Source organism: Devosia sp. P1_H9 (assembly GCF_056405135.1).
The window spans coordinates 1-24,683 of record NZ_JBFUCQ010000008.1 but is presented as its reverse complement, the minus strand read 5'-3'; the positions used below and the strand labels follow the sequence as shown (position 1 = coordinate 24,683).

At 65.3% G+C, this 24,683-nt stretch carries 21 protein-coding genes, 1 tRNA gene, 1 pseudogene and 1 riboswitch; of the genes and pseudogenes, 12 read left to right on the top strand and 11 right to left on the bottom strand.

The genetic code is table 11. The features are described from left to right. Window positions 1-44: 44 nt before the first annotated feature. Window positions 45-1,166: a glycosyltransferase family 4 protein gene (locus AC1DYL_RS16595; RefSeq protein WP_477174017.1), complete on the bottom strand. Its 1,122-nt coding sequence runs from the start codon at window positions 1,164-1,166 to the stop codon at window positions 45-47. Window positions 1,167-1,262: 96 nt separating this feature from the next. Between AC1DYL_RS16595 and lhgO the strand changes: the two genes are divergently transcribed. Continuing rightward, window positions 1,263-2,459: an L-2-hydroxyglutarate oxidase gene (lhgO, locus tag AC1DYL_RS16590; protein WP_477174016.1), complete on the top strand. Its 1,197-nt coding sequence runs from the start codon at window positions 1,263-1,265 to the stop codon at window positions 2,457-2,459. Then, on the top strand, window positions 2,459-3,115 hold the full coding sequence (locus tag AC1DYL_RS16585) for a D-glycero-alpha-D-manno-heptose-1,7-bisphosphate 7-phosphatase (protein ID WP_477174015.1): 657 nt from the start codon (window positions 2,459-2,461) through the stop codon (window positions 3,113-3,115). The genes lhgO and AC1DYL_RS16585 overlap by 1 nt, the downstream gene beginning before the upstream one ends. Here the strand turns inward: AC1DYL_RS16585 and AC1DYL_RS16580 are convergent. Both AC1DYL_RS16580 and AC1DYL_RS16575 read right to left on the bottom strand, forming a co-directional pair. Beyond that, entirely contained in the window at window positions 3,112-3,834 is a 723-nt protein-coding gene (locus tag AC1DYL_RS16580; RefSeq protein ID WP_477174014.1) for a sugar phosphate nucleotidyltransferase, read from the bottom strand. The genes AC1DYL_RS16585 and AC1DYL_RS16580 overlap by 4 nt on opposite strands. Further along, on the bottom strand, window positions 3,831-4,403 hold the full coding sequence (locus AC1DYL_RS16575; RefSeq protein WP_477174013.1) for a D-sedoheptulose-7-phosphate isomerase: 573 nt from the start codon (window positions 4,401-4,403) through the stop codon (window positions 3,831-3,833). The genes AC1DYL_RS16580 and AC1DYL_RS16575 overlap by 4 nt, the downstream gene beginning before the upstream one ends. Before the next feature lie 174 nt (window positions 4,404-4,577). On the opposite strand from AC1DYL_RS16575, the gene AC1DYL_RS16570 reads away from it, so the two are divergent. From AC1DYL_RS16570 to AC1DYL_RS16560, 3 genes are all read left to right on the top strand, one after another. Next, the gene (locus AC1DYL_RS16570; RefSeq protein WP_477150373.1) at window positions 4,578-5,516 is read left to right on the top strand and encodes an NAD-dependent epimerase/dehydratase family protein; all 939 of its coding nucleotides are present in this window, start codon (window positions 4,578-4,580) and stop codon (window positions 5,514-5,516) included. 9 nt (window positions 5,517-5,525) lie between these two features. Further along, a complete protein-coding gene (locus AC1DYL_RS16565; protein ID WP_477150372.1) occupies window positions 5,526-6,518 on the top strand; it encodes a GHMP family kinase ATP-binding protein in 993 nt (330 codons plus the stop codon). Between the two features lie 66 nt (window positions 6,519-6,584). Beyond that, window positions 6,585-7,676: a glycosyltransferase family 4 protein gene (locus AC1DYL_RS16560; RefSeq protein WP_477174012.1), complete on the top strand. Its 1,092-nt coding sequence runs from the start codon at window positions 6,585-6,587 to the stop codon at window positions 7,674-7,676. Here the strand turns inward: AC1DYL_RS16560 and AC1DYL_RS16555 are convergent. Both AC1DYL_RS16555 and AC1DYL_RS16550 read right to left on the bottom strand, forming a co-directional pair. Then, the gene (locus AC1DYL_RS16555; RefSeq protein WP_477174011.1) at window positions 7,673-8,968 is read right to left on the bottom strand and encodes a glycosyltransferase; all 1,296 of its coding nucleotides are present in this window, start codon (window positions 8,966-8,968) and stop codon (window positions 7,673-7,675) included. The genes AC1DYL_RS16560 and AC1DYL_RS16555 overlap by 4 nt on opposite strands. Before the next feature lie 198 nt (window positions 8,969-9,166). Continuing rightward, window positions 9,167-9,240 (bottom strand) — tRNA-Gly (locus AC1DYL_RS16550). Between the two features lie 191 nt (window positions 9,241-9,431). Here AC1DYL_RS16550 and AC1DYL_RS16545 point away from each other — a divergent pair. After that, complete coding sequence (locus AC1DYL_RS16545; protein WP_477174010.1) at window positions 9,432-9,839, top strand: c-type cytochrome; 408 nt, start codon at window positions 9,432-9,434, stop codon at window positions 9,837-9,839. Between the two features lie 16 nt (window positions 9,840-9,855). Here AC1DYL_RS16545 and AC1DYL_RS16540 read toward each other — a convergent pair whose 3' ends face one another. Genes AC1DYL_RS16540 through AC1DYL_RS16520 form a run of 5 tightly spaced genes read right to left on the bottom strand, consistent with a single transcriptional unit; the run spans window position 9,856 to window position 14,334 of the window. After that, window positions 9,856-10,245 (bottom strand): cytochrome C oxidase subunit IV family protein, encoded by a 390-nt coding sequence (locus AC1DYL_RS16540; protein WP_477174009.1) that lies wholly within the window; start codon window positions 10,243-10,245, stop codon window positions 9,856-9,858. 9 nt (window positions 10,246-10,254) lie between these two features. Next, entirely contained in the window at window positions 10,255-10,968 is a 714-nt protein-coding gene (locus AC1DYL_RS16535; RefSeq protein ID WP_477150367.1) for a heme-copper oxidase subunit III family protein, read from the bottom strand. A gap of 18 nt (window positions 10,969-10,986) precedes the next feature. Further along, a complete protein-coding gene (locus AC1DYL_RS16530; RefSeq protein WP_477174008.1) occupies window positions 10,987-11,691 on the bottom strand; it encodes a cytochrome c oxidase subunit 3 in 705 nt (234 codons plus the stop codon). Beyond that, window positions 11,688-13,457 carry a cytochrome c oxidase subunit I gene (locus AC1DYL_RS16525; RefSeq protein WP_477158637.1) on the bottom strand — a complete coding sequence of 590 codons (1,770 nt, stop codon included), beginning with the start codon at window positions 13,455-13,457 and terminating at the stop codon, window positions 11,688-11,690. The genes AC1DYL_RS16530 and AC1DYL_RS16525 overlap by 4 nt, the downstream gene beginning before the upstream one ends. 55 nt (window positions 13,458-13,512) lie before the next feature. After that, window positions 13,513-14,334, bottom strand: a complete 822-nt coding sequence (locus AC1DYL_RS16520; RefSeq protein ID WP_477150364.1) for a cytochrome c oxidase subunit II — start codon at window positions 14,332-14,334, stop codon at window positions 13,513-13,515. Between the two features lie 364 nt (window positions 14,335-14,698). Between AC1DYL_RS16520 and AC1DYL_RS16515 the strand changes: the two are divergent. The 5 genes and pseudogenes from AC1DYL_RS16515 to AC1DYL_RS16495 form a co-directional block, all read left to right on the top strand. Then, a pseudogene (locus tag AC1DYL_RS16515) lies at window positions 14,699-14,773 on the top strand (zinc-ribbon domain-containing protein); the annotation flags it as partial. 51 nt (window positions 14,774-14,824) lie between these two features. Further along, a complete protein-coding gene (locus tag AC1DYL_RS16510) occupies window positions 14,825-17,941 on the top strand; it encodes an ATP-binding protein (RefSeq protein WP_477174106.1) in 3,117 nt (1,038 codons plus the stop codon). Window positions 17,942-17,944: 3 nt separating this feature from the next. Beyond that, window positions 17,945-19,636 carry an FAD-dependent oxidoreductase gene (locus AC1DYL_RS16505; RefSeq protein WP_477158636.1) on the top strand — a complete coding sequence of 564 codons (1,692 nt, stop codon included), beginning with the start codon at window positions 17,945-17,947 and terminating at the stop codon, window positions 19,634-19,636. Window positions 19,637-19,639: 3 nt separating this feature from the next. Then, window positions 19,640-21,082, top strand: coding sequence for a sensor histidine kinase (locus tag AC1DYL_RS16500; protein WP_477150362.1), 1,443 nt, complete (start codon window positions 19,640-19,642; stop codon window positions 21,080-21,082). Continuing rightward, window positions 21,075-21,380, top strand: coding sequence for a UBP-type zinc finger domain-containing protein (locus tag AC1DYL_RS16495; RefSeq protein WP_477150361.1), 306 nt, complete (start codon window positions 21,075-21,077; stop codon window positions 21,378-21,380). The genes AC1DYL_RS16500 and AC1DYL_RS16495 overlap by 8 nt, the downstream gene beginning before the upstream one ends. On the opposite strand, the gene AC1DYL_RS16490 is transcribed toward AC1DYL_RS16495, so the two are convergent. Next, on the bottom strand, window positions 21,377-22,486 hold the full coding sequence (locus tag AC1DYL_RS16490) for a 2'-deoxycytidine 5'-triphosphate deaminase (protein WP_477174007.1): 1,110 nt from the start codon (window positions 22,484-22,486) through the stop codon (window positions 21,377-21,379). The genes AC1DYL_RS16495 and AC1DYL_RS16490 overlap by 4 nt on opposite strands. Window positions 22,487-22,604: 118 nt before the next feature. Further along, window positions 22,605-22,683: riboswitch (SAM riboswitch) on the top strand. 39 nt (window positions 22,684-22,722) lie between these two features. On the opposite strand from AC1DYL_RS16490, the gene metZ reads away from it, so the two are divergent. Then, entirely contained in the window at window positions 22,723-23,934 is a 1,212-nt protein-coding gene (metZ, locus tag AC1DYL_RS16485; protein WP_477150359.1) for an O-succinylhomoserine sulfhydrylase, read from the top strand. The last annotated feature ends 749 nt before the right edge of the window (window positions 23,935-24,683 follow it).

The following is a 24,683-nucleotide window of genomic DNA, read 5'->3' as shown; positions in this document are numbered from 1 at the left end:
CGGCCCGGAGAGGTAACTGCGGACCGTCCGCCAACAACCTCGCCCTAAGGAACCAAACTGCGATACACCGCGATGGTTGCGGCGGCCACCACCGTGGTCGGAAACTCCGTCTCGGCCTTGCGCCTGCCCGCCTGAGCGATGGTTCGGCGCAGCGTCTGGTCTTCAGCCAGCCTTACGATGGCGGCGGCAAGCGCCTTGGCATCGCGGGGGGGAACGAGCAGGCCGGTTACCTCGTCGGTCACCACCTCACGGCAACCCGGGACGTCAGTGGTGACGATGGCGCGTTCCGCTGCCATGGCCTCGAGCAGGGTCTTGGGCAGACCTTCCCGATATGAGGGCAGAGCCACAATATGGCTCTGGGCCAGGATGTCCGGGACATCGCGACGAAAGCCGAGCCATTCGACAATGCCCGCCTGGTCGAGCGCCCTGAGCTCGGCCTCGGTCATGGAGGAAGGATTCTGCGGATCGGGGGCGCCGACCAGGGTAAAGCGGATGTCGTGCCCGCTGGTGGCGAGCAGGCGCGCCGCCTCGATGAACTCGCCAACGCCCTTGTCCTTCAACATGCGGGCGACGAGGACCACCCGGATCGGTCCCGGCCGCTCGGGCGATGGCCTGATCGCTTCGACGTCGACCCCTGCCCCGCGGATCAGCACGGCTTCGGCAGGGTCGACCGAACCGTCCGCTGTTGAGGTCGCCAGATCGTCGGGGTTCTCGAACACCACCCGGCTGCGGGGAGGATTCAGCAGCCGGCGCAGCACGGCGCGGATGAGGGGGCGGAGCAGCCGAGCGAGCGGCGCCTGCGACGAGAACACGAACCCCATGCCGACCGGCGCATTCACCACCGCGGTGTTGCCGGCCGCGAGCGAACCGTAAATGATCGGCTTCAGGGCGACGTGATGGACAATATCCGGGCGCTCGGAGCGATAGAGGCGCCAGATGGCCAGCAGCGTCCGCAGCTCGCGCAGCGGATTGAGCCCGCCACGGCGGAAGGGAACCTCGACGAACCGGTAGCCATGCTCCCGAATGGTGGCGCCGTCGCCATTGTCTCGCGCCGCAACCACAACCTCATAGCCGGCACCGCGCGCGGCGTGAGCCCGATCGAGGAAATGCGACAAGAAGAACCAGTCCTCGGTGAGCAGGAACACCAGCTTCTTGCGCGCCGTCACAATCGGTTCTGACTCCTCAAGCGGACCACGATGATAGACCGGTGGGTTCGGATAGCGTAGACGGGCCGACGAGTCTACCTAACTGGATGCACGCACATGCGGTTCGACTACTGCGTCATCGGCGCAGGGATTGTTGGCCTCGCTTCCGCCAACAAGATCCTCGAGGCCAATCCAGGCGCCAGCCTGCTCCTGCTCGACAAGGAGGAGCGGGTTGCAGTTCACCAGACCGGGCACAATAGCGGCGTCATCCATGCCGGAATTTACTATGAGCCGGGAAGCCTGAAGGCCAAGCTCTGCCGTGCCGGCGCGCATATGACGCGAGCGTTCTGCACCGAGCATCAGATCCCCTTCGAGCAGTGCGGCAAGCTGATCGTCGCGACGAATGCCGCCGAGGTCGCGCGCATCGACGCGCTATACGCGCGCGCCGCGGCCAACGGCCTTGCGATCACCCGCATCGACCAGGCCGAGTTGCGCGAACGCGAGCCGCATATCACCGGCATCGCCGCGCTGCTCAGCCCCGAAACAGGCATCGTCGACTATACGCGGGTCTGCGAGAAGCTGGCCGAGACCGCACGGTTGGCCGGTGCGGAAATACGCTTCGGCGTTGCGGTGGACCATATCAAGGAAGGTCCAGACAGCGTTGAAATCGGTGCCGGTGGGGACCTCTGGATTGCTCGCAGGCTGGTCGTCTGCGGCGGCCTCCAGGCTGATCGACTGGCCACCCTCGCGGGCCTCGATATCGACTTCCGGATCGTGCCGTTCCGCGGTGAGTACTTCCGGCTCAAACCGGAAAAGAGCGAGATCATCAAGCACCTGATCTATCCGGCCCCCGATCCCGAGCTGCCGTTCCTCGGCATCCACCTGACGCGGATGATCGATGGCAGTGTGACGGTGGGTCCCAACGCCGTGCTCGGGCTGGCGCGCGAGGGCTACCCGAAGTTTTCGATCGACCCGTCCGACGCCTGGAGCATCGCCAGCTTCCCTGGCTTCTGGAAGCTGATCTTTGCCAACCGCAACCATGCCTTGCACGAGCTCAAGGGCTCGCTCTCGAAGCGCGCCTACCTCGAGGAATGCCGCAAATACTGCCCGTCGCTCGAGCTCGAGGACCTGCTGCCGTATCAGGCGGGGATCAGGGCGCAGATCGTCACCAGGGACGGCAAGGCCTTCCATGATTTCCTGATCAAGGAGACGGACCGGATGCTGCACGTCTGCAACGCACCATCGCCGGCCGCGACGTCGGCCCTGCCGATCGGCCAGATGATCGCCGAGAAGGTGACGGCGCGGGTGGCCTGATGGTGGAGCACGCGTACCCACTGATTGATCCGGGCTGTTGGGCAGAGCGGCTGTCGGCCATCGACTATGCTGGTGCTCCTGCATTGTTCCTCGATCGCGATGGGGTGGTGGTCGAGGAATCGCACTACCTGGGTCGGGCCGAGGATGTCGTCATGATCCCGGGCGTTGCCGAAGCCATCGCCGAGGTCAACCGCCGGCACATCGCTGTCGTGCTGGTGACCAATCAGGCGGGAATCGCGCGCGGCTACTATGACTGGAGCGGCTTTGCAGCGGTCCAGGCGGAGATCTCCCGCCACCTCGCGGCCGGCGGGGCGCACCTCGATGCCGTGTTCGCCTGCGCCTATCACGGCGAGGGCCACGAGCCCTACCGGATCAGTGGTCACGCCTGGCGCAAGCCGCAGGCCGGCATGCTGGTCGCGGCCGCCGGCATGCTGGGCGTCGACCTCGCAGCCTCCTGCCTGATCGGCGATACCATTACCGATCTCGAGGCCGGGAAACGAGCTGGCCTTGGCCGCCTGACGCTGGTTACGACCGGCCATGGTGCGCAACACCTGGTGGAGCACGGAAGCGCGCTCGCGGCTTGGCGGGAGGCTACGGTTCGCGCCGATGCTGCAACGGCCATTGGCGATTGGCTGGCTGCCCAGCCGGCGGCCTAGAGGTTCTGCCTGACGAAAGCTTCCGCCTGGGCCAGCGTTTCCGGCGTGCCAATGTCGATGAAGGCGGCCTCACCGAGGGGCACGACACGAAGGTCGGCGCCGGCGGCGATCAATTCGGGCACCAGATCCTGCTCCATGCTGCAGGCTCCGTCACGCCGCAGCGCCTCGAGTGCCGTGCGCCTGAACAGGTAGAGCCCACTGTTGATGTGGCCGTGCCCGGGCACCTTCTCGCGGAACGCGGTCAGCCGATTTGTGCCGTCGAAGGCCAGGCTGCCATAGCGTCCTGCATCCGGCACTTCGACGCCGATGATGCCCCCGGCAAGGCCCGGCTTCACGCGCAGCGCCAACAGCTCCGGAATGCCGCCGATGCAGAGCCCGTCGCCATTGGCGACCAGCACCCAATCCCTGCAGAGGTGCAGGCAGTTGAGCACGCCGCCCCCGGTGCCGAGCGGGGCCGGCTCGCGGCAGGCGACACGGTCGATCCCGGGGAGGGAGTCATCGGCGCACCAGGCCTCAATCGCTTCCGAGCGATAGCCGGTGGAATAGACGAAATGGCCGAGGCCGAAGCCGCCGAGAAACGTCGTCAGCCAGTGGAGAAATGGCTTGCCGGCCACAGCGATCATCGGTTTGGGCGTCTCGGGATGTATCGCCTGGATGCGCGTCCCCCTGCCCCCGGCTAGGACAAGGACCGAAACATCGAGGTTTGCGCCAGCGGTCATGCGTCTGGAAACAACGCGGCTTCGACCTGCTCGCACAGGTAGTGATAAAGGCAGATGTGCACCTGCTGGATCATCGGTGTGGAACGCGATGGAACGTCGATCAGCACGTCGGCAGCCGCCGCAAGCTTGCCGCCACCCTGGCCGGTGAACGCAACGGTGGTCATCCCGGCGGCGGAGGCCGCCTCGAAGGCGGCTATGATGTTGCTTGAGTTGCCCGAGGTGCTCAACCCGACCAGCACGCCGCCCGCGGCGCCGTAGGCCTCGACCTGGCGCGCGAAGACGGTTTCGAAGGCGTAGTCGTTCGACCAGGCCGTGAGCACAGCCGTGTTTGACGACAGGCAGATGCAGTTGATGGCGCGGCGTTCCCTGAGGAAGCGCCCAACCAGCTCGCCGCTGATGTGCATGGCATCGCTGGCCGAGCCGCCATTGCCGCAAACCAGGATCGGTGCGCCGGCCCGAACGGCAGCAACCATCGCCGCCACGGCCTCGTCGACCCGCCGCGAACCAGCGTAGTTGGCAGCTTCGTCGAGTATCTTCGCCGAACCCGCAAGATAGTCGGAAATGCTCATTTGATCTCCCGCGAGCGCCCTCCCGGGACGCCAAGGTCACATCGCCGTAGAGGCGTGATCGCATTGCCACGCATCATCGGAAGCTGGCAAGCGAACATATCGGCCACGTTGCCTCCCATAGGCTTTTTCTGTAGGCATGCGCCGGTTACTAACCTCGGGGCGGGCAAGCACATAATGAGCGATAGGGTATTGGTCACCGGCGCGGCGGGCTATCTTGGCTCCATCCTCGTGCCGGAGCTGCTGGCGCAAGGCTTTTCCGTCACCGCCCTTGATACATTTGCTCGCAATGACGGCGCGCTGAACGCGGTCGCGGCCCACCCGGCGTTCGAACCGATTCGCGGGGACACGCGCGACAAGCCGCTGGTCGAGCGCCTCGTCGCCAAGGCAGATATCGTGATCCCCTTGGCGGCCCTCGTCGGTGCGCCGCTCTGCAAGCAGGATCCGCTCAACGCCCAGACCATCAACCAGGACGCCATCGTCGACATCATCGGCATGATGAGCCCGGCGCAGCGGATCCTCTATCCGACCACCAACTCGGGCTATGGCATCGGCACGCAGGGAGAGTACTGCACCGAGGAGACGCCGCTCAACCCGATCTCGCTCTATGGCGTCACCAAGGTCGAGGCCGAGAAGGCCGTGCTCGGGCGCGAGAACGGCGCGAGCCTGCGCCTCGCCACCGTCTTCGGCATGGCGCCGCGGATGCGGCTCGACCTGCTGGTCAACGATTTCACCTATCGCGCCGTCACCGACCGCGCCGTGGTGATCTTCGAAGGTCACTTCAAGCGCAACTACATCCACGTTCGCGACGTCACGAAGGCCTTTCTTCACACCATCGCGAATTTCGAGACGATGCGAGGCAACGCCTACAATGTGGGACTGTCCGACGCGAACCTCTCCAAAAACGAACTCTGCCAGCGCATCCAGAAGTACGTGCCGGAGTTCGTGCCGATCGAGGCGCCGATCGGCGAGGATCCGGACAAGCGCGACTACATCGTCTCCAACGCCAAGATCGAAGCCACTGGCTTCAGGCCGGACCATTCGCTGGATGCCGGCATCCAGGAACTGATACGCGGCTATCGGATGATCCGAAACGCCAAGTTCGGCAACGTCTGACCAGCGCCCATGCTCCTCACTTCGCGTACGCCGCTCCGGGTCAGTCTGTTTGGCGGCGGTACCGACTATCCAGAGTATTTTGAGCGGCATCCCGGCGCAGTCGTCGGCATGGCGATCGACAAGTACATCTATGTCAGCGCGCTAAGGCTCGGCAACCTGATCGACTACCACTACCGGGTGAGCTACAGCCGGCTTGAGACGGTGCACTCCATTTCGGAGATCCAGCACCCGGTGGTCCGCAGTACGCTTGAGTATTTCGGCGTTACCGAGCCGCTTGATATCAACGTCATGGCAGATTTGCCCGCGCGTAGCGGCCTGGGCAGCTCGTCGAGCTTCACGGTCGGCCTCATCAACGTGATTGCGGCACTGAAGAAGCTCTCGCTGACCCGTCTCGACCTTGGCAAGATGGCGATCAAGGTGGAGCGCGAGATCCTTCAAGAGAACGTCGGCGTGCAGGATCAATTGCACGCGGCGTTTGGTGGCATCAATCGCTTCGACTTCGCTGACAACCGCATCCGCATCTCTCCGATCCAAATGACTTCGGACTGCCAGGCGAGTCTGATGTCGTCGCTGGTCCTGGTCTACACCGGCGTGCAGCGCTCGGCCTCCGACACCGTAAACGAACAGCTGAAGGCCACCCGCGAGAACAAGGTGGAGCGCGAGCTCAGCCACCTCCTGACACTCACGAGCCAGGCAGTGGACGTCCTCGAGTGCGACAGTTCCGACCGCATGCTCATCGATCTTGGCGAGATGCTGCACGACGGCTGGGAGACCAAGAAGAAGCTCTCGAGCAAGGTATCGAATCCACAAATCGACGAGCTCTACGCCGCGGCCCGGGCGGCCGGCGCCCTCGGCGGCAAGCTCTGTGGCGCCGGAGGTGGCGGTTTTCTGCTGATGCTTGTGCCGGCAGAACGCCTCGACAGCTTCACCGAGGCGCTACGCGGCCACTCGGTCATCCGATTGGGCCTCGACACGCAGGGTTCGGTCGTACTCAACGCCTGAGTTCGGCGGGAACGGCGGAAGGCAGGTGACGGCACAGGTGGGCTCAGGCGTGAGGCGGAGGATGTCGTGAAACTCGTGCTCCTCAATCTCGGCAAACGGGGAGCGTCCCTGCACCTCAGCCTTGGCTTGCTGCGGGCCGCTGCTGACATGCACGACCTCGATGTTCGTCTGGTGCTGTCGTCCCAGAACGAACTGCCCAACGCCTTCGATCCCTTCGCCGCCAAGGTTGAGACGATCGGGACGTTCAGCCGACAGGCGCCAATCGGCGCCTTTCTCAATTTCTGGGCGGCTCGACGGAAGCTGCTGGCTTACCTTCGCCGAGAGAGACCTGACGTCGTGCTCACGGTCATGCCGCATGTCTGGACGCCCCTGCTCATCGCTCCGATACGCGCGCTTGGCATCCGCTATGCGACCATCATCCACGACGCGGCCCCGCACCCTGGCGATCCGGCGGCTCGCCTGACGCGCTGGCTTCGTTCCGAGGCCTTCGCAGCAGATCTGACGATCACTTTGTCCCGGAGCGTGGCCGACACGCTGGTTGCTGCCGGGGCGCCCGGCGACCGAGTTCTGGCGCTTTTCCATCCGGACATGGAGGTGCTGCCAAGATCGGGCAAACGTCAGCGGCCGCCTCGCAGCGGCCCCCTCGCGCTGCTCTTTCTGGGCCGTATCCACGCCTACAAGGGCGTCGACACCCTGCTTGAGGCCATGCTGTCACTCGGCACGAGCGACCCGGTGGCGCGCCTTACCATTGCGGGACAAGGTGATGCGAAACCGCTCGCCTCCCTCGTGGCAGCGACCGGAACGCGCCTCATCGACAGATGGCTCAGCGAAACCGAGATCACTGAACTCCTCGATACCCATGACGCGATCGTGCTGCCCTATCGCGAAGCAAGCCAATCGGGCGTCGCAGCGCTCGCATTTGCGGCAGGCCTGCCGGTTATCGCGTTTCCCGTCGGGGGGATCGTCGAGCAGGTGACAGACGGCGAGACGGGTGTTCTCGCGCCGGGGCAGGATGTGCACGCCCTCGCCACGGCGATCGAACGGCTGGCCCGCGACTCCGAGTTGCTCGAAGGGATCCGCGAGCGGCTCAGCGCCACTGCCCAGTCGCGCTCGATGCGCACGCTGCTCCGACGGATTGTCGACCGCCTTTCAGGCTAGCGCGCGGCCCTGATCAGCTGCGTTACCAAAGCCTCGGCACTATGTTTCACCCGGGCCTGCGCAGCCCCGCGCTGCGCCATCGCACTACGCTCGGTAAACGTTTCCACCGCTTCGGCAATGGCGGCCGAAAGGGGGACAGAAGGCGAGAATTGCGTGCTCATCGCCGGGCCCGCCTCCGAGGCCAGCCAGCTGTCGGCCGGTACGACGACCGGCTTTCCTGCAACCATCGCCTGGACCAGGATGCCCGAGCTGCGCCGCCGGTAGAGCCGCGCGTCATAGGGGAGCAGAACGATATCCGCGCTGAACAGCAGATCCTGGAAATCCGCGATGGAAAGCTGCGCATCAAGCAGTTGGACCTGCTCGTCGGTGTACGAAGACAATCGCCGCCGGGCGCTGAGGATCAGCTCTTGGTCAAGGCTGGAGGGCGAATTTGCCTGGGCGATCAGCCGAATACGTCCCGACCGGAGGTGCGTGTCCCGCAGCTCGTCCATTGCCGCGGCAAGCAGGTGGAATCCCTTTTCGGTCCGGGCGTTGCCCAAGTAGACCAGGCGAAGCGGCGGCTGGGCGGTCCGTTCTGGAACTGGCGAGTGCGGTAGGGCATGCGGAACCGGCAACACGGCGACGTCGCTGTCGCCGATGATGTCATTGTACTGGTCTGCAAGCTGTTGCGTGTCGGAATAGAAACGGATCTTGCGCCGCAACTCTGGCGTTGCCCTGGCACGGTGGATTGCTGCGCGGACACCGCCCCACGGATCGTCTCGCACGAATGGCTCGTCGGCATCGCGGCGCAGTACGACGTGCACATGAGGAAGCACCGACTGCCCCTCGAGTGCCTCGACCATGGCGTGCAATTCACTGATGGCGACGGTGTGGACCAGGACATGATCGTCCGCGCCGACTGCCTGTGCAGTGAGCCCCGCGTGAAGCTCTCGCCCAAATGACGGCAGTGCTGGCGCCTTTCGAAGACTGCTGTTTCGCGCCAATAGGCGCTTGGCACCGCCGCCGATTCCGATCAGCGGACGACGAAGGCCGACCGGCAGCCGGGCAAGCAGATAGAGCACATAGCGCGCGGCTGGGCTCCGCCGTGCGGCGAGCCAGTCCTGTCGGAACCATGGCACAACCGGCGCCCCAAGCGCATCGCCAGCCCGATAGCCAAGGTTGGCGAGAATGACGGGCTCAAGCCCAAGGGTTTTGGCCGCCTCCGCGACAGCGAAATCGTACTCGAAGTGGTGGCCATCGAGGTCACGTAGTGACTGGTCGGCGATCAGCAGCCGCCGGGAATATCGGTTCATCCGTTGCTTATGCCTGATAGATCGGCGCCGTTGGAAGAGGGCACGGTAAAGGTGCTTGCAGTCGCCCTTTCACCACAAACAGGGCCACTTCCTCCTGCAAAGGGCGAGCCGCTATCTGCGGGGCGAGGCGCATGCCGGGCATGGGAGCAGAGATCTCCGCATCCTGATGCGCTGGTGCTCTAATTTGCTGGAGGAAGCTGGAGCGGGTGAAGGGAATCGAACCCTCGTCGTAAGCTTGGGAAGCTTCTGCTCTACCATTGAGCTACACCCGCGACGGGGTTGTATGTGCCGAAAGCGAATGGCGTCGTCAAGGTGCGGCCTATGCCACGTCCACTGCGGGAGCCGTTATGCCGGCGTGCTCCAGTGTTTTGGCGTCGGACACCGGCTTGCGGTATACTGCTCGCGCTGACCGACGATCCGGGAGCTGATCTCGCTTCGCGGGGACAGGCAGGGAGGTCGTGAGATGGTTCGGACTGCGATTGCAATTGCCGCTCTCTTGCTGAGCGCCGGCGGGGCTTTGGCCCAGGCCGACATGGCGGCCGGCGAGCAGGTGTTCAAGAAGTGCACCGTGTGCCACTCGGTTGGCGAAGGCGCCAAGAGCAAGGTTGGCCCTGTGCTCAATGGTGTGTTCGGGCGGACCGCCGGGACGTTCGAAGGCTTCAACTACTCGCAGGCGATGAAGGATGCCGGAGCCGGTGGACTGGTGTGGACGCCGGAAACGGTAGGACAGTTCCTGGTCAAGCCCAAGGATTTCGTCAAAGGCACGAAGATGAGCTTCATGGGGTTGGCCAAGCCCGAGGATATCGCCAACGTCATCGCCTATCTGCAGACGTTCTCGCCCGACTTCAAGCCGGCGCCGCCCGCCCAGTAGGCGGTCCACACCAGCATCACTCGACAGCATGCGCGGGCACAGATGGGCCCGCGCCGAAGAACTCGGCGCGCGTGAAGAAGGTGTAGTCGGCCTCGAAGGCCATCATCACGACGAAGATCAGCACCAGCACTGGCGGCACCAGGATGGCGTACATGAGCGCCAGCCGTTCCCAGGCCATGTGCATGAACACCGCGATGATCAGCCCGGCCTTGCCGAGCATCAGCATGAGGATCAGCCCCCAGCGCAGGTAGCCCTGGAACTGCAGCAGGTCGACCAGGTACGAGCAGGCGCTGAGGACGAACAGCCAGAACCAGACGATGAGATAGAGCCGGATGGGATGCTGCTGGCCCTCGGCATGGGCCGCGGGGGCAGCGAGGGTTTCCGAGCTCATGTGTGCTTCAGCCATGATTGGATCTCACCACAGATAGAACAGCGCGAAGATGAACACCCAGACCAGATCGACGAAGTGCCAGTAGAGGCCGGTGATCTCGACGATCTCGTAGCGGCCCTTGCGCGAGGTGAAGAAGCCCTTCTTCTCGGTGTCGAAATCGCCGCGCCAGACTTTTCGCGCGATGATCAGGAGGAAGATCACGCCGATGGTGACGTGGGTGCCGTGAAAGCCGGTGATCATGAAGAACACCGAGCCGAACTGCGGCGCCCCCCACGGGTTCTCCCAGGGCCGAACGCCCTCGCTGATCAGCTTGGTCCACTCGAAGGCCTGCATGCCGACGAAGGTGGCGCCGAAGGCGGCGGTCACCAGCATCAGGATGGCGGTCTTCTTGCGGTCGCGGCGATAGGCGAAGTTGACCGCCATCGCCATAGTGCCGCTCGAGGAGATGAGGACGAAGGTCATGATGGCGATCAGGATCAGCGGGATATGCACCCCGAAGATCTCGAGCGCGAACACCTCGCTGGGATTGGGCCACGGCTCCGCCGTCGACATGCGAACGGTCATGTAGGCGAGGAGAAAACAGCTGAAGATGAAGGTGTCCGAGAGCAGGAATATCCAGATCATCGCCTTGCCCCAAGACGCGGTCTTGAAGGCGGTCTTGTCCGACGACCAATCGGAGACGAAGCCGGCGAGCCCGGGCTGCGGGTCGGGGTGTTGGGTCAGGGCTGGATCAGACATGGTCGACATTCCCCTCGATCAGCTCAGCAGCTGGCGGCATAGCTCGATGAAATCGCTGGCCCAACCGGCCAGCAGGCTGAACAGCACCATCCAGACGAACAGCATGAACAGCCAGTAGGTGGCGCAGAGTTCGACGTTGAGGCGAACGCTGGCGATGGGGCCCCTGCCCCAGGCCTTGAACGTGGCCCAGCCGAGCGCCACCAGCCCACCGACGATGTGGAGGCCGTGGAGGCCAGTGACGAGGTAGAAGAAGCTGTTGGCGGGGTTGCCGGACACGTAGTAGCCGGCCGCAGAAAGCTCCTGCCACGCAATAAGCTGGCCACCGAGGAAGAGCACGGCAAAGGCCGCCGCCACGGCGAGGCCGGCGCGAAGCTGGGTCTGATCGCCGCGACGCACCGCCCGCTGGCACCATTCGAGCGCGAGGCTCGACAGCACCAGCGCCCCGGTGTTGAACCACAGGATGGCCGGCACCGGCAGCGGCTGCCAGTCGCCGAGCTCGCGCCGCATGAAATAGGCACCAGTCAGCAGTGCGAACAGCGAGCCCACGATCGCGAGGAAGAAGCCGAGGCCGGCGCGCTTGGCCGGATCGTGCGAGGCCTCAAAATCGGGCACGCCTTCGAGGACGCCATGCTCCAGCCAGGGTTTGGCGGTGAGCCGCTGCCGCGCCAGCCACCAGCCGGCGAACGCGGCAAATCCCGCGAACAGCATGATGACCACGGTCATTTGTTGCCCTCGTGATGCGCGGGCGTCGGACCGGGCTGGTTCTGCGGGATGAAATCCTCGGGCGCGCCGGGCACGCTGTAGTCATAGGCCCAGCGGTAGACCACCGGCAGTTCGCGGCCGAAATTGCCGTGGGTCGGAGGCGTCTCGGCCGTCTGCCACTCGAGTGTCGTGGCCCGCCAGGGGTTGCTGCCGGCGGGTTTGCCGTGCCGGATCGACCAAATCAGGTTGAAGACGAACACCAGCTGCGCCGCCCCGACGATCAGCGCCATCACCGTGATGAAGACGTTGAGATCGTGCGCCGATGGCGGCTGGAACGAGATGTCGCCCGACTCGAAGTAGCGCCGCGGCACGCCCATGATGCCCAGATAGTGCATGGGGAAGAAGATCAGGTAGGCGCCGAGGAAGGTGACCCAGAAATGGAGCTTGGCCAGCGTGTCGTCGAGCATGCGGCCGGTGATCTTGGGGTACCAGTGGTAGATGGCGCCAAAGATCACGAGGATCGGCGCGACGCCCATCACCATGTGGAAGTGCGCCACAACGAACATAGTGTCCGACAGCGGCACATCGACCACCACGTTGCCGAGGAACAGGCCGGTGAGCCCGCCATTGACGAAGGTGACGATGAAGGCCAGCGCGAACAGCATGGGCGGATTGAGGTGGATGTCACCGCGCCACAGGGTCAGCACCCAGTTGTAGACCTTGATGGCGGTGGGCACCGCGATGATCAGCGTGGTGATGGCGAAGAAGAACCCGAAATAGGGGTTCATGCCGCTCACATACATGTGGTGGGCCCAGACCACGAAGCTCAGCGCACCGATGATGACGATGGCCCAGACCATCATGCGATAGCCGAAGATGTTCTTGCGCGCATGGGTGCTGATCAGGTCGGAGACGATGCCGAAGGCGGGCAGCGCCACGATGTAGACCTCGGGATGGCCGAAGAACCAGAACAGGTGCTGGAAGAGGATCGGACTGCCGCCATTGTGCGGCAGCAGCGCGCCCATCTCGACCAGCGCGGGCATGAAGAAGCTGGTGCCGAGCAGCTTGTCGAACAGCATCATCACGCAGGCAACGAACAGCGCCGGGAAGGCCAGCATGGCCATGACGGTGGCGACGAAAATGCCCCAGACCGTCAGCGGCATGCGCATCAGCGTCATGCCACGGGTGCGCCCTTGCAGCACGGTGACGATGTAGTTGAGCCCCCCCATGGTGAAGCCGATGACGAACAGGATGAGCGACACCAGCATCAGGACGATGCCCGCTTCCTGCCCCGGCGTGTTGGAGAGGATCGCCTGTGGCGGATAGAGCGTCCAGCCCGCCCCGGTCGGTCCACCAGGGGCGAACCAGCTCGCCACCAGCACCAGCACCGCGAGCAGATAGGTCCAGTAGCTCAGCATATTGACGTAGGGGAACACCATGTCCCGGGCGCCCAGCATCAGCGGGATCAGGTAGTTGCCGAAGCCACCGAGGAACAGCGCGGTGATCAGGTAGATCACCATGATCATGCCGTGCATGGTGATGAACTGGTAGTAGGCCGCGGCGTCGATGAACTCGAGGAAGCCGGGGAAGGCCAGCTGCATGCGCATCAGCCAGGACAGCACCAGCGCCAGCATGCCGATCGCCAGCGCGGTGCTCGCATACTGGATCGCGATGATCTTGGCGTCCTGCGAGAAGACGTACTTCGTCCACCAGCTTCGCGGATGATAGAGTTCGACATCCGGAAACTCGGCAGCGTGGGCATCGGGCCCGTGAGTGGCGTCGACCATCAGAGTGCCTCCTCGCACTTGTCTGATGTGGGGAACGCCCGGGAGGCCGGCGGCCTTAGTCTAGATTGGCCGTCTTGAGCACCTCCGGAGCGTAAAGTTGGGCGTAGGTCTGCTGGCCGGCGAGCCAGGCGTCGTAGTCTTCCTGGGTGTCGACCACCACGCCGCCGCGCATGTAGGGATGGCCCGTGCCGCAGAGCTCGGCGCAGAGCACTTCGAACTGGCCGGTGCGGGTGGGGGTGAACCAGAAATAGGTGACGGCGCCGGGGATCATGTCCATCTTGGAGCGGAACTCGGCGACGTAGAAATCGTGCAGGGTATCGACCGAGCGCAGGAGGATCTTGACCGGCTTGTCGATCGGCAGATGCAGGTAGTCGGCCTCGATCAGCACGTCGTCCTGCCCGTTGGGGTCGTCGGGCTTGATGCCATAGGGATTGTCGGCGGCGACCAGGCGGGTATCGGAAAGCCCCAGCTTGCCGTCCGCACCCGGCAGCCGGTAGGCCCACTGCCATTGTGCGCCCATCACCTCGGCCTCGGTGGCGTCCTTGGGCACGCTGATGAACTGGCCCCAAACGAAGAGGCCGGGGATCAGCATGGCCGCGACGCCGACTGCGGTCAGGCCCATCAGCCAGTTCTCGAGCCGCTTGTTCTCGGGTTCGTAATCGGCCTTCTGCCCTTCCTTGTGGCGGAAGCGCCAGACACAATAGGCAACGAACAGCACCACGGCGGCGAACACGGCGCCGGTGATCCAGAAGGTGATGATGATGGTGTTGTCGATATAGCCCCAGTTCGAGGCGATCGGCGTCCACCACCAGGGGCTCAGGAAGTGGAACACGACCGAGCCGACGACGATCAGGACGAGAACGACTGCTATGACCATCTCTTGTTCATCCTCACCCGGTTGGGTCGTCGATGAAACAGAAGGCAACAACCCATGCGTCCGGGCCATGTACCGAGAGATGCGGCGGCGTGTGTCTTGTCCGTCTCCGGCCACACGCCCTGCATTCCGCAGGACCGAATACAGCCCGAATAGTCAGACGTCAGCGCGATTCGGCGGCATATTTGCTTTAGCCACCGATACTTAGCTTGCAACGATACACCCGAACACGGTCTTGTCAATTGCGGCGAATTCCCGCACCGCTTGTGCCGCCCGGTGTTGAGCGCTAGCATCATGCTCGCAAGTATCTCGGCCGGTTGCGCTCGAGAATTCCGGCCGCTGTGACACATCTCGAGCCCGAAACGAGATGGCAATGCTGACTTGCTCGAAATGCGGATTCGGTAATCCCGAAGGCGCACGCTTCTGCAGCAACTGTGGATCCCCCCTGGAGGCGGCGCGACAGTTTGAAGGCGAGCGCCGCTTTGCAACAGTGTTGTTCGCCGACGTGGCGCGCTCGACTTCGATCGCCGAACAGCTCGACCCGGAAGACTGGGCGCAGATCATGAACGGCGCCTTCGGCTTCATGAACGCGGCGGTCTCGCGCTATGGCGGCACGGTCTCGCGGCTGATGGGCGACGCCGTGCTGGCGTTGTTCGGCGCTCCCGTTGCGCATGAGGACGATGCCGAGCGCGCGGTGCGGGCCGGGCTCGAAATCCAGAATGCGGCGATGAGCTACGCCGAGGGGATCAAGCAGCGCTACGGGATCGACTTCGACCTGCGCGTCGGGATCAATACCGGCATGGCGGTGCTGGCCTTTGTCGGCGATGCGATCAAGACCGAGTACACGGCGCTGGGCGACGCGGCGAATGTCGCGGCGCGCCTGCAATCAGCGGCCGAGCCGGGCACGGTGCTGATCAGCGTCGATACGCACAAGCTGGTGCATGCCCTGTTCGATTTCCGGCCGCGCGGGCTGATCGAGATGAAGGGCAAGACCGCGGCGGTTGAGAGCTTCGAGGTGACGGGCGTTAAGGCAGCGCCGGGGCCGATGCGCGGGCTCGAGGGCCTGAGTTCACCGCTGGTGGGACGCGAGCGCGAACTCGGGTTGCTCAAGGACAAGCTGGACGACCTGGACAGGGGGATCGGCGGGGTCGTCGCGGTGCTGGGCGAGGCGGGGCTGGGCAAATCGCGGCTCATCGCTGAGCTCAAGCATTTGCGGGACGCCAAGCCCGAGCCGCAGCCGATCTGGCGCGAAACCCGCGCCATCTCCTACGGGCAGTCGATCCCCTACTACCCATGGCGGCAGTTGGGTCGGCAGATCGTTGGCGCGGACGACATGGATGCGGCGCCCAAGGTGCGCGAGAAGATCGCCGCCTGGGCCGAGCGACTGGGGCTCCGGCAGAGCGACGTGCCGTTCTACGAGACCATGCTGGCAGTCGAAAGCGAGGCGAGCCGCATCGCACTTTCCGCGATGAGCGGCGACCAGGTGGTCAATGGGGTGGCCGCGGCGATCGTCAACGCCATCAAGACGGTGATGCGCGCCGATGGCGGCATGCACCCCTACATCATGGTGCTGGACGACCTCCACTGGTCGGACAGCGCGACGCTGGAACTGATCGCGCAGGTGGCAACGCTCACCGCGTTCGAGCCGATGCTGCTCGTCGTCATCCTCCGGCCTGACCGAAAGGCCGCGAGCTGGCAGTTGATCGACCGGCTGCAGGGGAGCCTGGGCTCCAGCTTTGCTCGGATCGACCTCGAACCGCTCGATGCCTCGGCGTCGGGCGAGCTGCTGGGGAACCTCCTCCATATCGAAGATCTTCCGGAGAGCATCCGGCTGCAGATCCTCGAGCGGTCGGAGGGGAACCCGTTCTATCTCGAGGAGGTGCTGCGCTCACTGATCGACGGCGGTCAGGTGGTGCACGAGGGCGAGCACTGGCGGGCGACGCGGGCGATCCTCGAAGCGACGATCCCGGACACGCTCGCGGGTGTGCTCAGCTCGCGCATCGACCGGCTGCCCGATGCCACCAAGCGGGTGGCGCAGACAGCGGCGGTGATCGGCCGGGTGTTCCAGCACCGGGTGCTGGAGACGGTGCTGCATGGCGGGCCGGAGGCGGAGCGGATCGAGCATGTCGAGCCGCACCTCGCCACCCTCTCCTACGAACAGCTGGTGCGCGAGAAGGCGCGCGAACCCGAGCGGGAGTACATCTTCAAGCACGCGCTGACCTGCGAGGCAGCCTACGACCTGCTGTTGCGCTCGCGCCGGAAGGATTTGCATGCACGCTGCGGCGGCGCGCTGGAATTGCTGTTTGCCGAGCGGCGCGATGAGTTCGCCGCGATGCTGGCGCACCATTTCGAAGAGGCGGGCGACCTCGAACGGACGCTGAAATACGCGCGGATCGCCGCGGAAACAGCCCGGCGCCTATATGCCGTGCGAGAGGAGCTGGAGCATCGCGACCGGATTCTCGCCACGCTCGAAAAGATGCCGGGCGCCATGCCGGCCGACATCGTCGACGCGATCCTCGAATGGGCCTGGGTGCGCAATCGGCGCGGCCAGTTCGAGGGGGTGCTGGAAAAGATCGAACAGGCCGTGCAGATCGCCCGGGAACTGGGCGACAAGCGGCGGCTGGGACTGGCGCTGGCCTGGAACGGCAACGTCCACATGGTCACGGGCTTCCCGTCCAAGGGCTTTCCGTACCTGCAGGAGGCACAGGACCTGGCAGCCGAGACCGGCGACGACCAGGTGCTGCTGCTGCCGCTGTTCATCGCCACCTGGTCGCTGGTCGAGCGCGACGCCCGGTCGGGCGAGGAGAAGCTCGCCGAGGTGATCGACATGGCGCGCAAGCAGGATGCGCCGGACGTGCTGGGCCACGCTCTCACCTATCGGGCGATGGCGCTGGCGCGGCTGGGAGAGTTCGACGAAGCCAACGCACTGATCGACGAGGCGCTGGCGATGGTGTCGACAATCGGCTCGCCGGTGAAGCGGGCGGACGTCCATATCGGGGCAAGCATGGCCTACTACGATATGGGCGAGGTCGAGAAGGGCCTCGAGCACGCCAAGATCGGGGCGGACCTGGCGATGTCGGCTAATGGGCTCGAATGCGCCTGCGCCGGCTATTTCGGGGTGGGCCGCGGCGAGCTCGACAAGCACCGGGTCGACGACGCGCTGACGCAGTTCCGCCGCTCGCTGAAGATCGCCGACGCGGTGGGCATGGACTACTACATCAACCTGATCCGCGCCGGCGTCGCCGAGGCCGAGTTCGAGAAGGGCAGTTCGGCGGAGTCCGTCGACAAGATCCGCAACGCGATCGACAACGCCCGGTTGACCGACGACGATTTCGTCGTGGCGGCCCTCGCCATGCCATTCGGCAGGGCGCTGCTGCGGCTCGACCGGCCGCAAGAGGCGCGCGAGGCGATCGATGCCGCGATCGTCTATTTCCGGCGCATGGATCTCAAGCCCTACCTTGCCAACGCGCTGAGCGTTCTCGGCGACATCGCCGAGGCGCTGCACGACCAAGCTGCAGCAGCGGAGGCACGCGAAGAGGCGGCGAGCCTGCGCGACGAGATCCGGCTCCCACCGCCCACTGCGCCCCAGCCGCACGTCATGCAGGCGTAGCCGATGGAAAAACCGGTGATCCTTGCAGTCGACGACGAGCCTTCGGTTCTCGCCGCGGTGACGCGTGACCTGCGGCGGCACTACGCCGCGACCTATGACGTGGAGCGCGCCGCATCCGGGGCCGAGGCGATAGAGTTGCTCGGCGAACTGAAGCTCGCCAACCGGGTGGTGGCGCTGTTCGTGGCGGACCAGCGGATGCCGGAAATGAGCGGCGTCGAGTTCCTCGCCAAGGCGATGGAGCTCTACCCCGACGCGCGGCGAGTGCTGCTCACCGCCTATGCCGACACCGACGCAGCGATCAAGGCCATCAACGAGGTGAAGCTCGACCACTACCTGATGAAACCGTGGCACCCGCCGGAGGATCAGCTCTATCCCGTGCTCGACGACCTGCTCGACGACTGGCGCGCCAACTACCAGCCGGTGTTCGAGGGGGTGCGCGTGGTGGGCCACCGCTGGCTGGCGGACGGACACCGGGTGCGCGATTTCCTTGCCCGCAACCTTATCCCCTATCGCTGGCTCGATATCGAGACCGACGCGGAAGCGACGACGCTGCGCGAACTCGCTGGCGCCGCGGCGGAGCCTTTGCCGCTGGTGATCCTCGCAGACGGCACAGCGCTGTCGCGGCCGACCATCGCCGCACTTGCCGAGAAGGTCGGGCTGCACACCCATGCGGTGTCCGAGACGTACGATCTGGTGGTGGTCGGCACCGGGCCGGCTGGGTTGGCGGCAGCCGTGTATGGCGCGTCGGAAGGGTTGCGGACGCTGCTGATCGAGCGCGAGGCTCCGGGCGGCCAGGCGGGGACCAGCTCGCGGATCGAGAACTATCTCGGCTTTCCGGTAGGGCTCAGCGGCGCCGACCTGACGCGTCGCGGGGTGCAACAGGCCCGGCGTTTCGGGGCGGAAATCCTGACGCCGGTGGAGGCGGTCAACCTCGAAACGCAGGACGGCTACCACATCCTGACGCTGAGCGACGGCAGCAAGGTCGCCGCACAGGCGCTGATTGTCGCGACCGGCGTCTCGTACCGGCTGCTCGACGTCCCGGGTGCGGAGCGCCTCTCGGGCGCGGGGCTCTACTATGGCGCGGCGATGACTGAAGCGATGGGGGTGAAGGACCAGGACGTGTTCGTGGTCGGGGCCGGCAACTCCGCCGGCCAGGCGGCGCTGCACCTCGCGCGCTACGCCCGGTCGGTGACGCTGCTGGTGCGCGGCAAATCGCTGGCCGAGAGCATGTCGCAATACCTGGTCGAGCGCATCGACGAGGCCGAGAACGTGGCGGTGCAGACCGGCGCCTCGATCAACGCGCTGATCGGAGAGGAGAGCCTCGAGGCAGTGGCCGTCCTCGATAGTGCGAGCGGCGCGGTGACCGAGGTGCCGGCGCGGGCCGTATTCGTGTTCATCGGCGCCTCGCCGCGCACCGACTGGCTGAAGGACAAGCTGCAGCTCGACCAGCAGGGCTTCATCCTCTCCGGAGCGGACCTGATGCGCGAACCCGGCCGCAAACCGAATGGCTGGCTGGCGGAGCGCGAACCGTTCTGGCTCGAGACCAGCGTGCCCGGCATCTTCGTCGCCGGCGACGTGCGGCGGCAATCGACCAAGCGCATCGCTTCGGCGGTCGGCGAAGGCGCCATGGCAGTGACCTTCGTGCACCAGCATCTGCGCGGCCCTGCCCCGGCGCAGCGACCGAAAGGCGGCTGACCGATGCCCGCCGATGCCGCCACCGCGGAGCGTTCCAACGACCTGATCCGGCAGGTGCCACTGTTCGCGGAGCTGACCGACGCCGAAGCGGGCGAACTTTGGAACGCGGGGCACCGCGTCGGCGTGGGGCCCGGTGAGGTGTTCATCGAGGAAGGCGCGTATGGGGACACGCTGTTCATCATCCTCAAGGGCGCCGTGGAGGTGACCAAGCGCGAGGGCGAACACGACGTTACCCTGGCGACGCGTGGACCAGGAGAGTTCCTGGGGGAGATGTCGCTGCTCGAGCAGGCGCCGCGCACGGCATCGGTGCGCGCCACCGAACCGAGCGAGCTCTTGGCCATCGGCCAGGAGGCCTTTCGCCAGCTCCTGGCGCGCCGGCCCGAGGCGGCGGCGACGCTGTTGCGCACGGTCACATCGCGGCTGCGGAGCACCGAGGCCTCGCTGGTGCAGTCGGACAAGCTAGCCGCGCTCGGCACCCTTGCCGCCGGGCTGGCGCATGAGCTCAACAATCCAGCGGCCGCAATCCAGCGCTCGACCGGATATCTCAGCGAGGCGTTCGAGGCGTGGCGCCGCCGCACGGTCGAGCTCTCCATGCTGGAGATGACGCCGGAAGAGCGGCAGGGGCTGGTCGAACTCGAGGGGAGCATCGCCGATTGCCGCGCGACCCGCTGTTCGGACGCGGAAGCGCGGAAGCAGGAGTCCCGGCTCAGCCACCGGCTCGAGGCGCTTGGTATCGCCGACGCCTGGGAGATCGCGCCGGCGATGGCGGCCTATGGCTGGTCGGTCGAGCGGCTGGAGCCGCTGCTCGCCACCTTCACCCAGCCGCATGCGGCCCCGGTGCTGCAATGGCTGGGGTCGGGCCTCGCCGCACAACTGCTGATGGAGGAGATCGAAGTTGCATCGAAGGCCATTTCCGGCATCGTGCGCTCGGTGAAATCCTACGCCTATCTCGACCAGGCGCCGGTGCAGGACGTCGACCTCGCCATGAGCCTCGACGACACGCTGATGATCCTCAACCACAAGCTGAAGCACGGCGTTGCGGTCACGAGGATGTACGAGCCGGCCCTGCCCCGCATCGAGGCCTATGCCGGCGAGCTCAACCAGGTGTGGACCAACCTCATCGACAACGCGGTGCAGGCGATGGGCGGCGAGGGCCGGCTGGAGGTGGGCGCCAAGCGGCTGGGCGAGGAGGTCGAAGTGCTTATCGCCGATAGCGGACCGGGCATCCCCGACGACGTCGGGCGGCGCATCTTCGAGCCGTTCTTCACCACCAAGGCGCAGGGCGTCGGCACCGGGCTGGGCCTCCACATCGCACATAACATCGTGGTCAACCGCCACCACGGCCGCATCAGCTACGTTTCGCGGCCCGGGCGGACGGAGTTCCGCATCGTGCTGCCGCTGCGGCTCAGCCGCCCGGCAGTGACGGAGCCTGCCCACGATGAGTGACAGTGTCGATGAAAGCTGGGGCTGCGCTCACGCCAGCCTGATCCGCGACATCGTGCCGAGCTCCCGCGACAGCTGCCCCGAATGCGTCGCGCGCGGCGACGGCTGGGTGCACCTGCGAGTGTGCCTCGTCTGCGGTCATGTCGGCTGCTGCGACGAATCGCCGAACCGCCACGCCCGCCGCCACTTCCACGCCACCGGTCACCCGGTGATCCAGTCCTACGAGATCGGCGAGAACTGGCGCTACTGCTTCATCGACGACACCGAGTTGCCGCCCGGCAAGCCGATGCGCCTGCGCTAGAGCGCGAAGGGCTTGAAGTGCTTGCTCAGCTTCAGCGTCTGGGCCTGGTAGTTCGAGCCGAGGCCTGTGCCGTAGAGCCTGTCGGGCGACTCGGCGAGGCGCTCGTAGATCAGCCGGCCGATGGTCTGGCCGTGGCCGAGCAGGAACGGCACTTCGCGGCTGCGCACTTCGAGCACGGCGCGGCTGCCGGTGCCGCCGGCAGCGGAGTGGCCGAAGCCAGGGTCGAAGAAGCCGGCATAATGGACGCGGAACTCGCCGACCAGCGGATCGAACGGCACCATCTCGGCGGCATAGGCGGGCGGCACGTGGACGCTCTCGCGGCTCACGAGGATGTAGAACTCATCGGGATCGAGGATGAACTCGTCGGTGCCGCGCTTGACCAGCGGCTCCCAGTAATCGAGCACATCGAGGTTGTCCTTGATGTCCATGTCGATGACCGGCGTATGGCGCTTCGAGCGGAAGCCGATGAGGCCGTTACGATCCTCGCCCTTCAGGTCGATCGACAGCAGCACGCCCTCTCCGACTTCAGCATTGGCGTCGAACACCAGGGTTTCGACATTGTGCAGCGACTTGTGCTCGAACACCGTCAGCCGGCTGTCGCCGACGCGGAACCGCATCTGGCTCAGGCGCGAGCCGGTGCGTACGCGGACCGGGAAGGTGCGCGGGCTGATCTCGAGATAGAGCGGGCCCTTGTAGCCGTGCGGCAGCGTGTCGAAGCCGCGAGCTTGGTCGCCGATGACGCGGGTGAACACGTCGAGCCGACCGGTGGAGCTCTTGGGGTTGGCGCCGGCGGAGACGGTGTCGGGGAGGCTGAGGCTTTCCTGCAGCGGAACCAGGTAGACGCAGCCGCGCTCGAGCACGGCGCTGTTGGTCAGGTCGAGCTCATGCAGCTTCAGTGTCTCGATGCGCTCGGCGACGGTGTGCTCGGGACCGGGCAAGAAGCTCGAGCGAATGCGGTAGGCGACCTTGCCGAGGCGCAGGTCGAGACTCGCCGGCTGGACCTGGTCAGCGTCGAACGGGCGATCGCTGACGATGCCGCCGCGTGCCGCCAGTCGCTCGATGAAACGGGCGGGAAACACGCCCTTGGCCCAAAGCTCACTATCCAATGGTCTACCCCGTACCCTAGGCACATCCCCTATCAACCTCAGCGATTGACGCCAAGCCGAATTGACGCACGCTACCTTCGGGTCGTATATCGACGCTATGCGCCTTTGCGGTGACGCTCAGGCACATGGTGGTGATTTGGCCGGTCTGATTGCAGCCACCTAAAACAAGTCGCTAAAGAGACCCGTTGAGCCGGCCGCCCGAACGCGTGCCGGCTTTGTTGTTTTCGAGGCGAGATATGTCGAAATCGAAGAACCCGCTGAATGACCCCAAGAGCCGCGCGGCGGCTACGATGCTCGTTCATGGCGGCACGCAGCGCAGCCAGTTCAACGAGACCTCGGAAGCGATCTTCATGAACTCGGGTTACTCCTACCCGAGCTCGCAATATGCCGAGGACCTGTTCCTCAACAAGATCAACAAGCCGGCGCACAACTACTCGCGCTTCTCCAACCCGACCATGGAGATGTTCCAGGACCGGATGGCGCTGCTCGAAGGCGCCGAGGCGGCTCGCGCGTTTTCCACCGGCATGTCGGCGGTCACCAATGCAGTGATGAGCCAAGTGCGGGCCGGTGACCATATCGTCGCAGCGCGGGCGCTGTTCGGCGGCTGCCGTTATGTGGTCGAGGATCTGATGCCGCGGTTCGGCGTGCCTTCGACGCTGGTCGATGGCCGCGACCCCGAGAATTTCGAGCGGGCGATGCAGAAGAACACCAAGGTGGTGTTCATCGAGACGCCGACGAACCCGACGCTCGAGCTGGTCGATATCGCGGCGGTGGCCAAGATCGCCAAGGCGCATGGCGCCAAGCTGATCGTCGATAACGTGTTCGCCACGCCCATGTTCCAGAAGCCGCTGCAGCTCGGGGCCGACCTCGTCACCTACTCGGCAACCAAGCACATCGACGGACAAGGTCGCACGCTCGGTGGGATCGTGCTCGGCAGCAAGGCGCTGATCGAGGGGGACGTCCACACGCTGCTCCGTCAGACCGGCCCATCGCTGTCGCCGTTCAATGCCTGGGTGCTGCTCAAAGGCATCGAAACGCTGCCTCTCCGCGTCAAGCAGATGACCGAAAGCGCCGCCAAGGTAGCCGACTTCCTCGCCAACCATCCCAAGATCGAGCAGATCTCCTATCCGTTCCATCCGTCGCATCCCCAGCATGAGCTGGCGAAGCGCCAGATGAAGAGCGGCTCGACCCTGGTCGCATTCACCGTGAAGGGCGGGCGCGATGCGGCATTCACGCTGTCGGATTCGCTGGCGGTGATCCTGATCTCGAACAACCTCGGCGACGCCAAATCGCTGATCACCCACCCGGGCACGACCACACATGCCCGCTTCACCGAGGAAGTGCGGCTGGAATCCGGTATCACGCCGGGGCTGCTCAGGCTGTCGATCGGTCTCGAGGACGCGGACGACCTGATCAGAGACCTGGACTACGGCCTCAGCCAGGTCTAGCGGGCCGCCGCCATCTCCCGCGCAGATGGTGCCTACGCACCGGCCCCTCCCCCCATTGGGGGGGAAAGCGAAAACTTGGGCGTAGCGCAGCTAAGTCCTTAGTTTTCGCAAGAGAGGGGGTCGATGGAGGGCACTTTGTCTCCACCCACCGGCCGTCATCCCGGCGAAAGCCGGGACCCATTGCTCGGAGGGTAGGTTCGGCACGACCCCATCCGGTCCATCACAGCAAGGTCGGACGTGCTCGCGCGGGTGGAGCATACTGAGCACTGGGTCCCGGCTTTCGCCGGGATGACGGCCGTGGTTGGAGTTCGATCAAGCCACAGCCACCAGCCGGCACCTCCCCCTCTGACGGGGGAGGATGGGAGGGGGTGAGCGGAGCCACAATCACGAGGCCGGGCAAGGCGTTGCGAGAATCTTGCACGATTCTATCCCCCCACTCCCCAGCCATGCGATTCTCCCACCCATCCGCTGCACCGAAGCGAGATCATGACGAGTGGTTGGTGCGGGGGAGACCGGGTGGGCTGTGGGTCGCTGCAGTTCAGGCGGAAACCATCACGGCAAGGACCGGTTCGCCGGTCAAGCCGCTATCACGCGAGGGTCGCTCGATGCGGAGTGGCCCAAGGGACGAAGCCTGGCACGCATGAGCTGGGCGGGAGCAACGAAGGCGGTGCTGGCACTCCGGCCGCCGACCGAGTTTCCCATCGTTCTCGCGATGCGGCAGGGGATGCGCCCCGGCACTGGTGGCATAG

Excerpts from the sequence above, each read along its gene's own strand:
- lhgO (WP_477174016.1), top strand. The coding sequence starts at position 1,263 with ATGCGGTTCGACTACTGCGTCATCGGCGCAGGGATTGTTGGCCTCGCT.
- AC1DYL_RS16585 (WP_477174015.1), top strand. The coding sequence starts at position 2,459 with ATGGTGGAGCACGCGTACCCACTGATTGATCCGGGCTGTTGGGCAGAG.
- AC1DYL_RS16580 (WP_477174014.1), bottom strand. The coding sequence starts at position 3,834 with ATGACCGCTGGCGCAAACCTCGATGTTTCGGTCCTTGTCCTAGCCGGG.
- AC1DYL_RS16575 (WP_477174013.1), bottom strand. The coding sequence starts at position 4,403 with ATGAGCATTTCCGACTATCTTGCGGGTTCGGCGAAGATACTCGACGAA.
- AC1DYL_RS16570 (WP_477150373.1), top strand. The coding sequence starts at position 4,578 with ATGAGCGATAGGGTATTGGTCACCGGCGCGGCGGGCTATCTTGGCTCC.
- AC1DYL_RS16565 (WP_477150372.1), top strand. The coding sequence starts at position 5,526 with ATGCTCCTCACTTCGCGTACGCCGCTCCGGGTCAGTCTGTTTGGCGGC.
- AC1DYL_RS16555 (WP_477174011.1), bottom strand. The coding sequence starts at position 8,968 with ATGAACCGATATTCCCGGCGGCTGCTGATCGCCGACCAGTCACTACGT.
- AC1DYL_RS16545 (WP_477174010.1), top strand. The coding sequence starts at position 9,432 with ATGGTTCGGACTGCGATTGCAATTGCCGCTCTCTTGCTGAGCGCCGGC.
- AC1DYL_RS16540 (WP_477174009.1), bottom strand. The coding sequence starts at position 10,245 with ATGGCTGAAGCACACATGAGCTCGGAAACCCTCGCTGCCCCCGCGGCC.
- AC1DYL_RS16535 (WP_477150367.1), bottom strand. The coding sequence starts at position 10,968 with ATGTCTGATCCAGCCCTGACCCAACACCCCGACCCGCAGCCCGGGCTC.
- AC1DYL_RS16530 (WP_477174008.1), bottom strand. The coding sequence starts at position 11,691 with ATGACCGTGGTCATCATGCTGTTCGCGGGATTTGCCGCGTTCGCCGGC.
- AC1DYL_RS16525 (WP_477158637.1), bottom strand. The coding sequence starts at position 13,457 with ATGGTCGACGCCACTCACGGGCCCGATGCCCACGCTGCCGAGTTTCCG.
- AC1DYL_RS16520 (WP_477150364.1), bottom strand. The coding sequence starts at position 14,334 with ATGGTCATAGCAGTCGTTCTCGTCCTGATCGTCGTCGGCTCGGTCGTG.
- AC1DYL_RS16505 (WP_477158636.1), top strand. The coding sequence starts at position 17,945 with ATGGAAAAACCGGTGATCCTTGCAGTCGACGACGAGCCTTCGGTTCTC.
- AC1DYL_RS16500 (WP_477150362.1), top strand. The coding sequence starts at position 19,640 with ATGCCCGCCGATGCCGCCACCGCGGAGCGTTCCAACGACCTGATCCGG.
- AC1DYL_RS16495 (WP_477150361.1), top strand. The coding sequence starts at position 21,075 with ATGAGTGACAGTGTCGATGAAAGCTGGGGCTGCGCTCACGCCAGCCTG.
- metZ (WP_477150359.1), top strand. The coding sequence starts at position 22,723 with ATGTCGAAATCGAAGAACCCGCTGAATGACCCCAAGAGCCGCGCGGCG.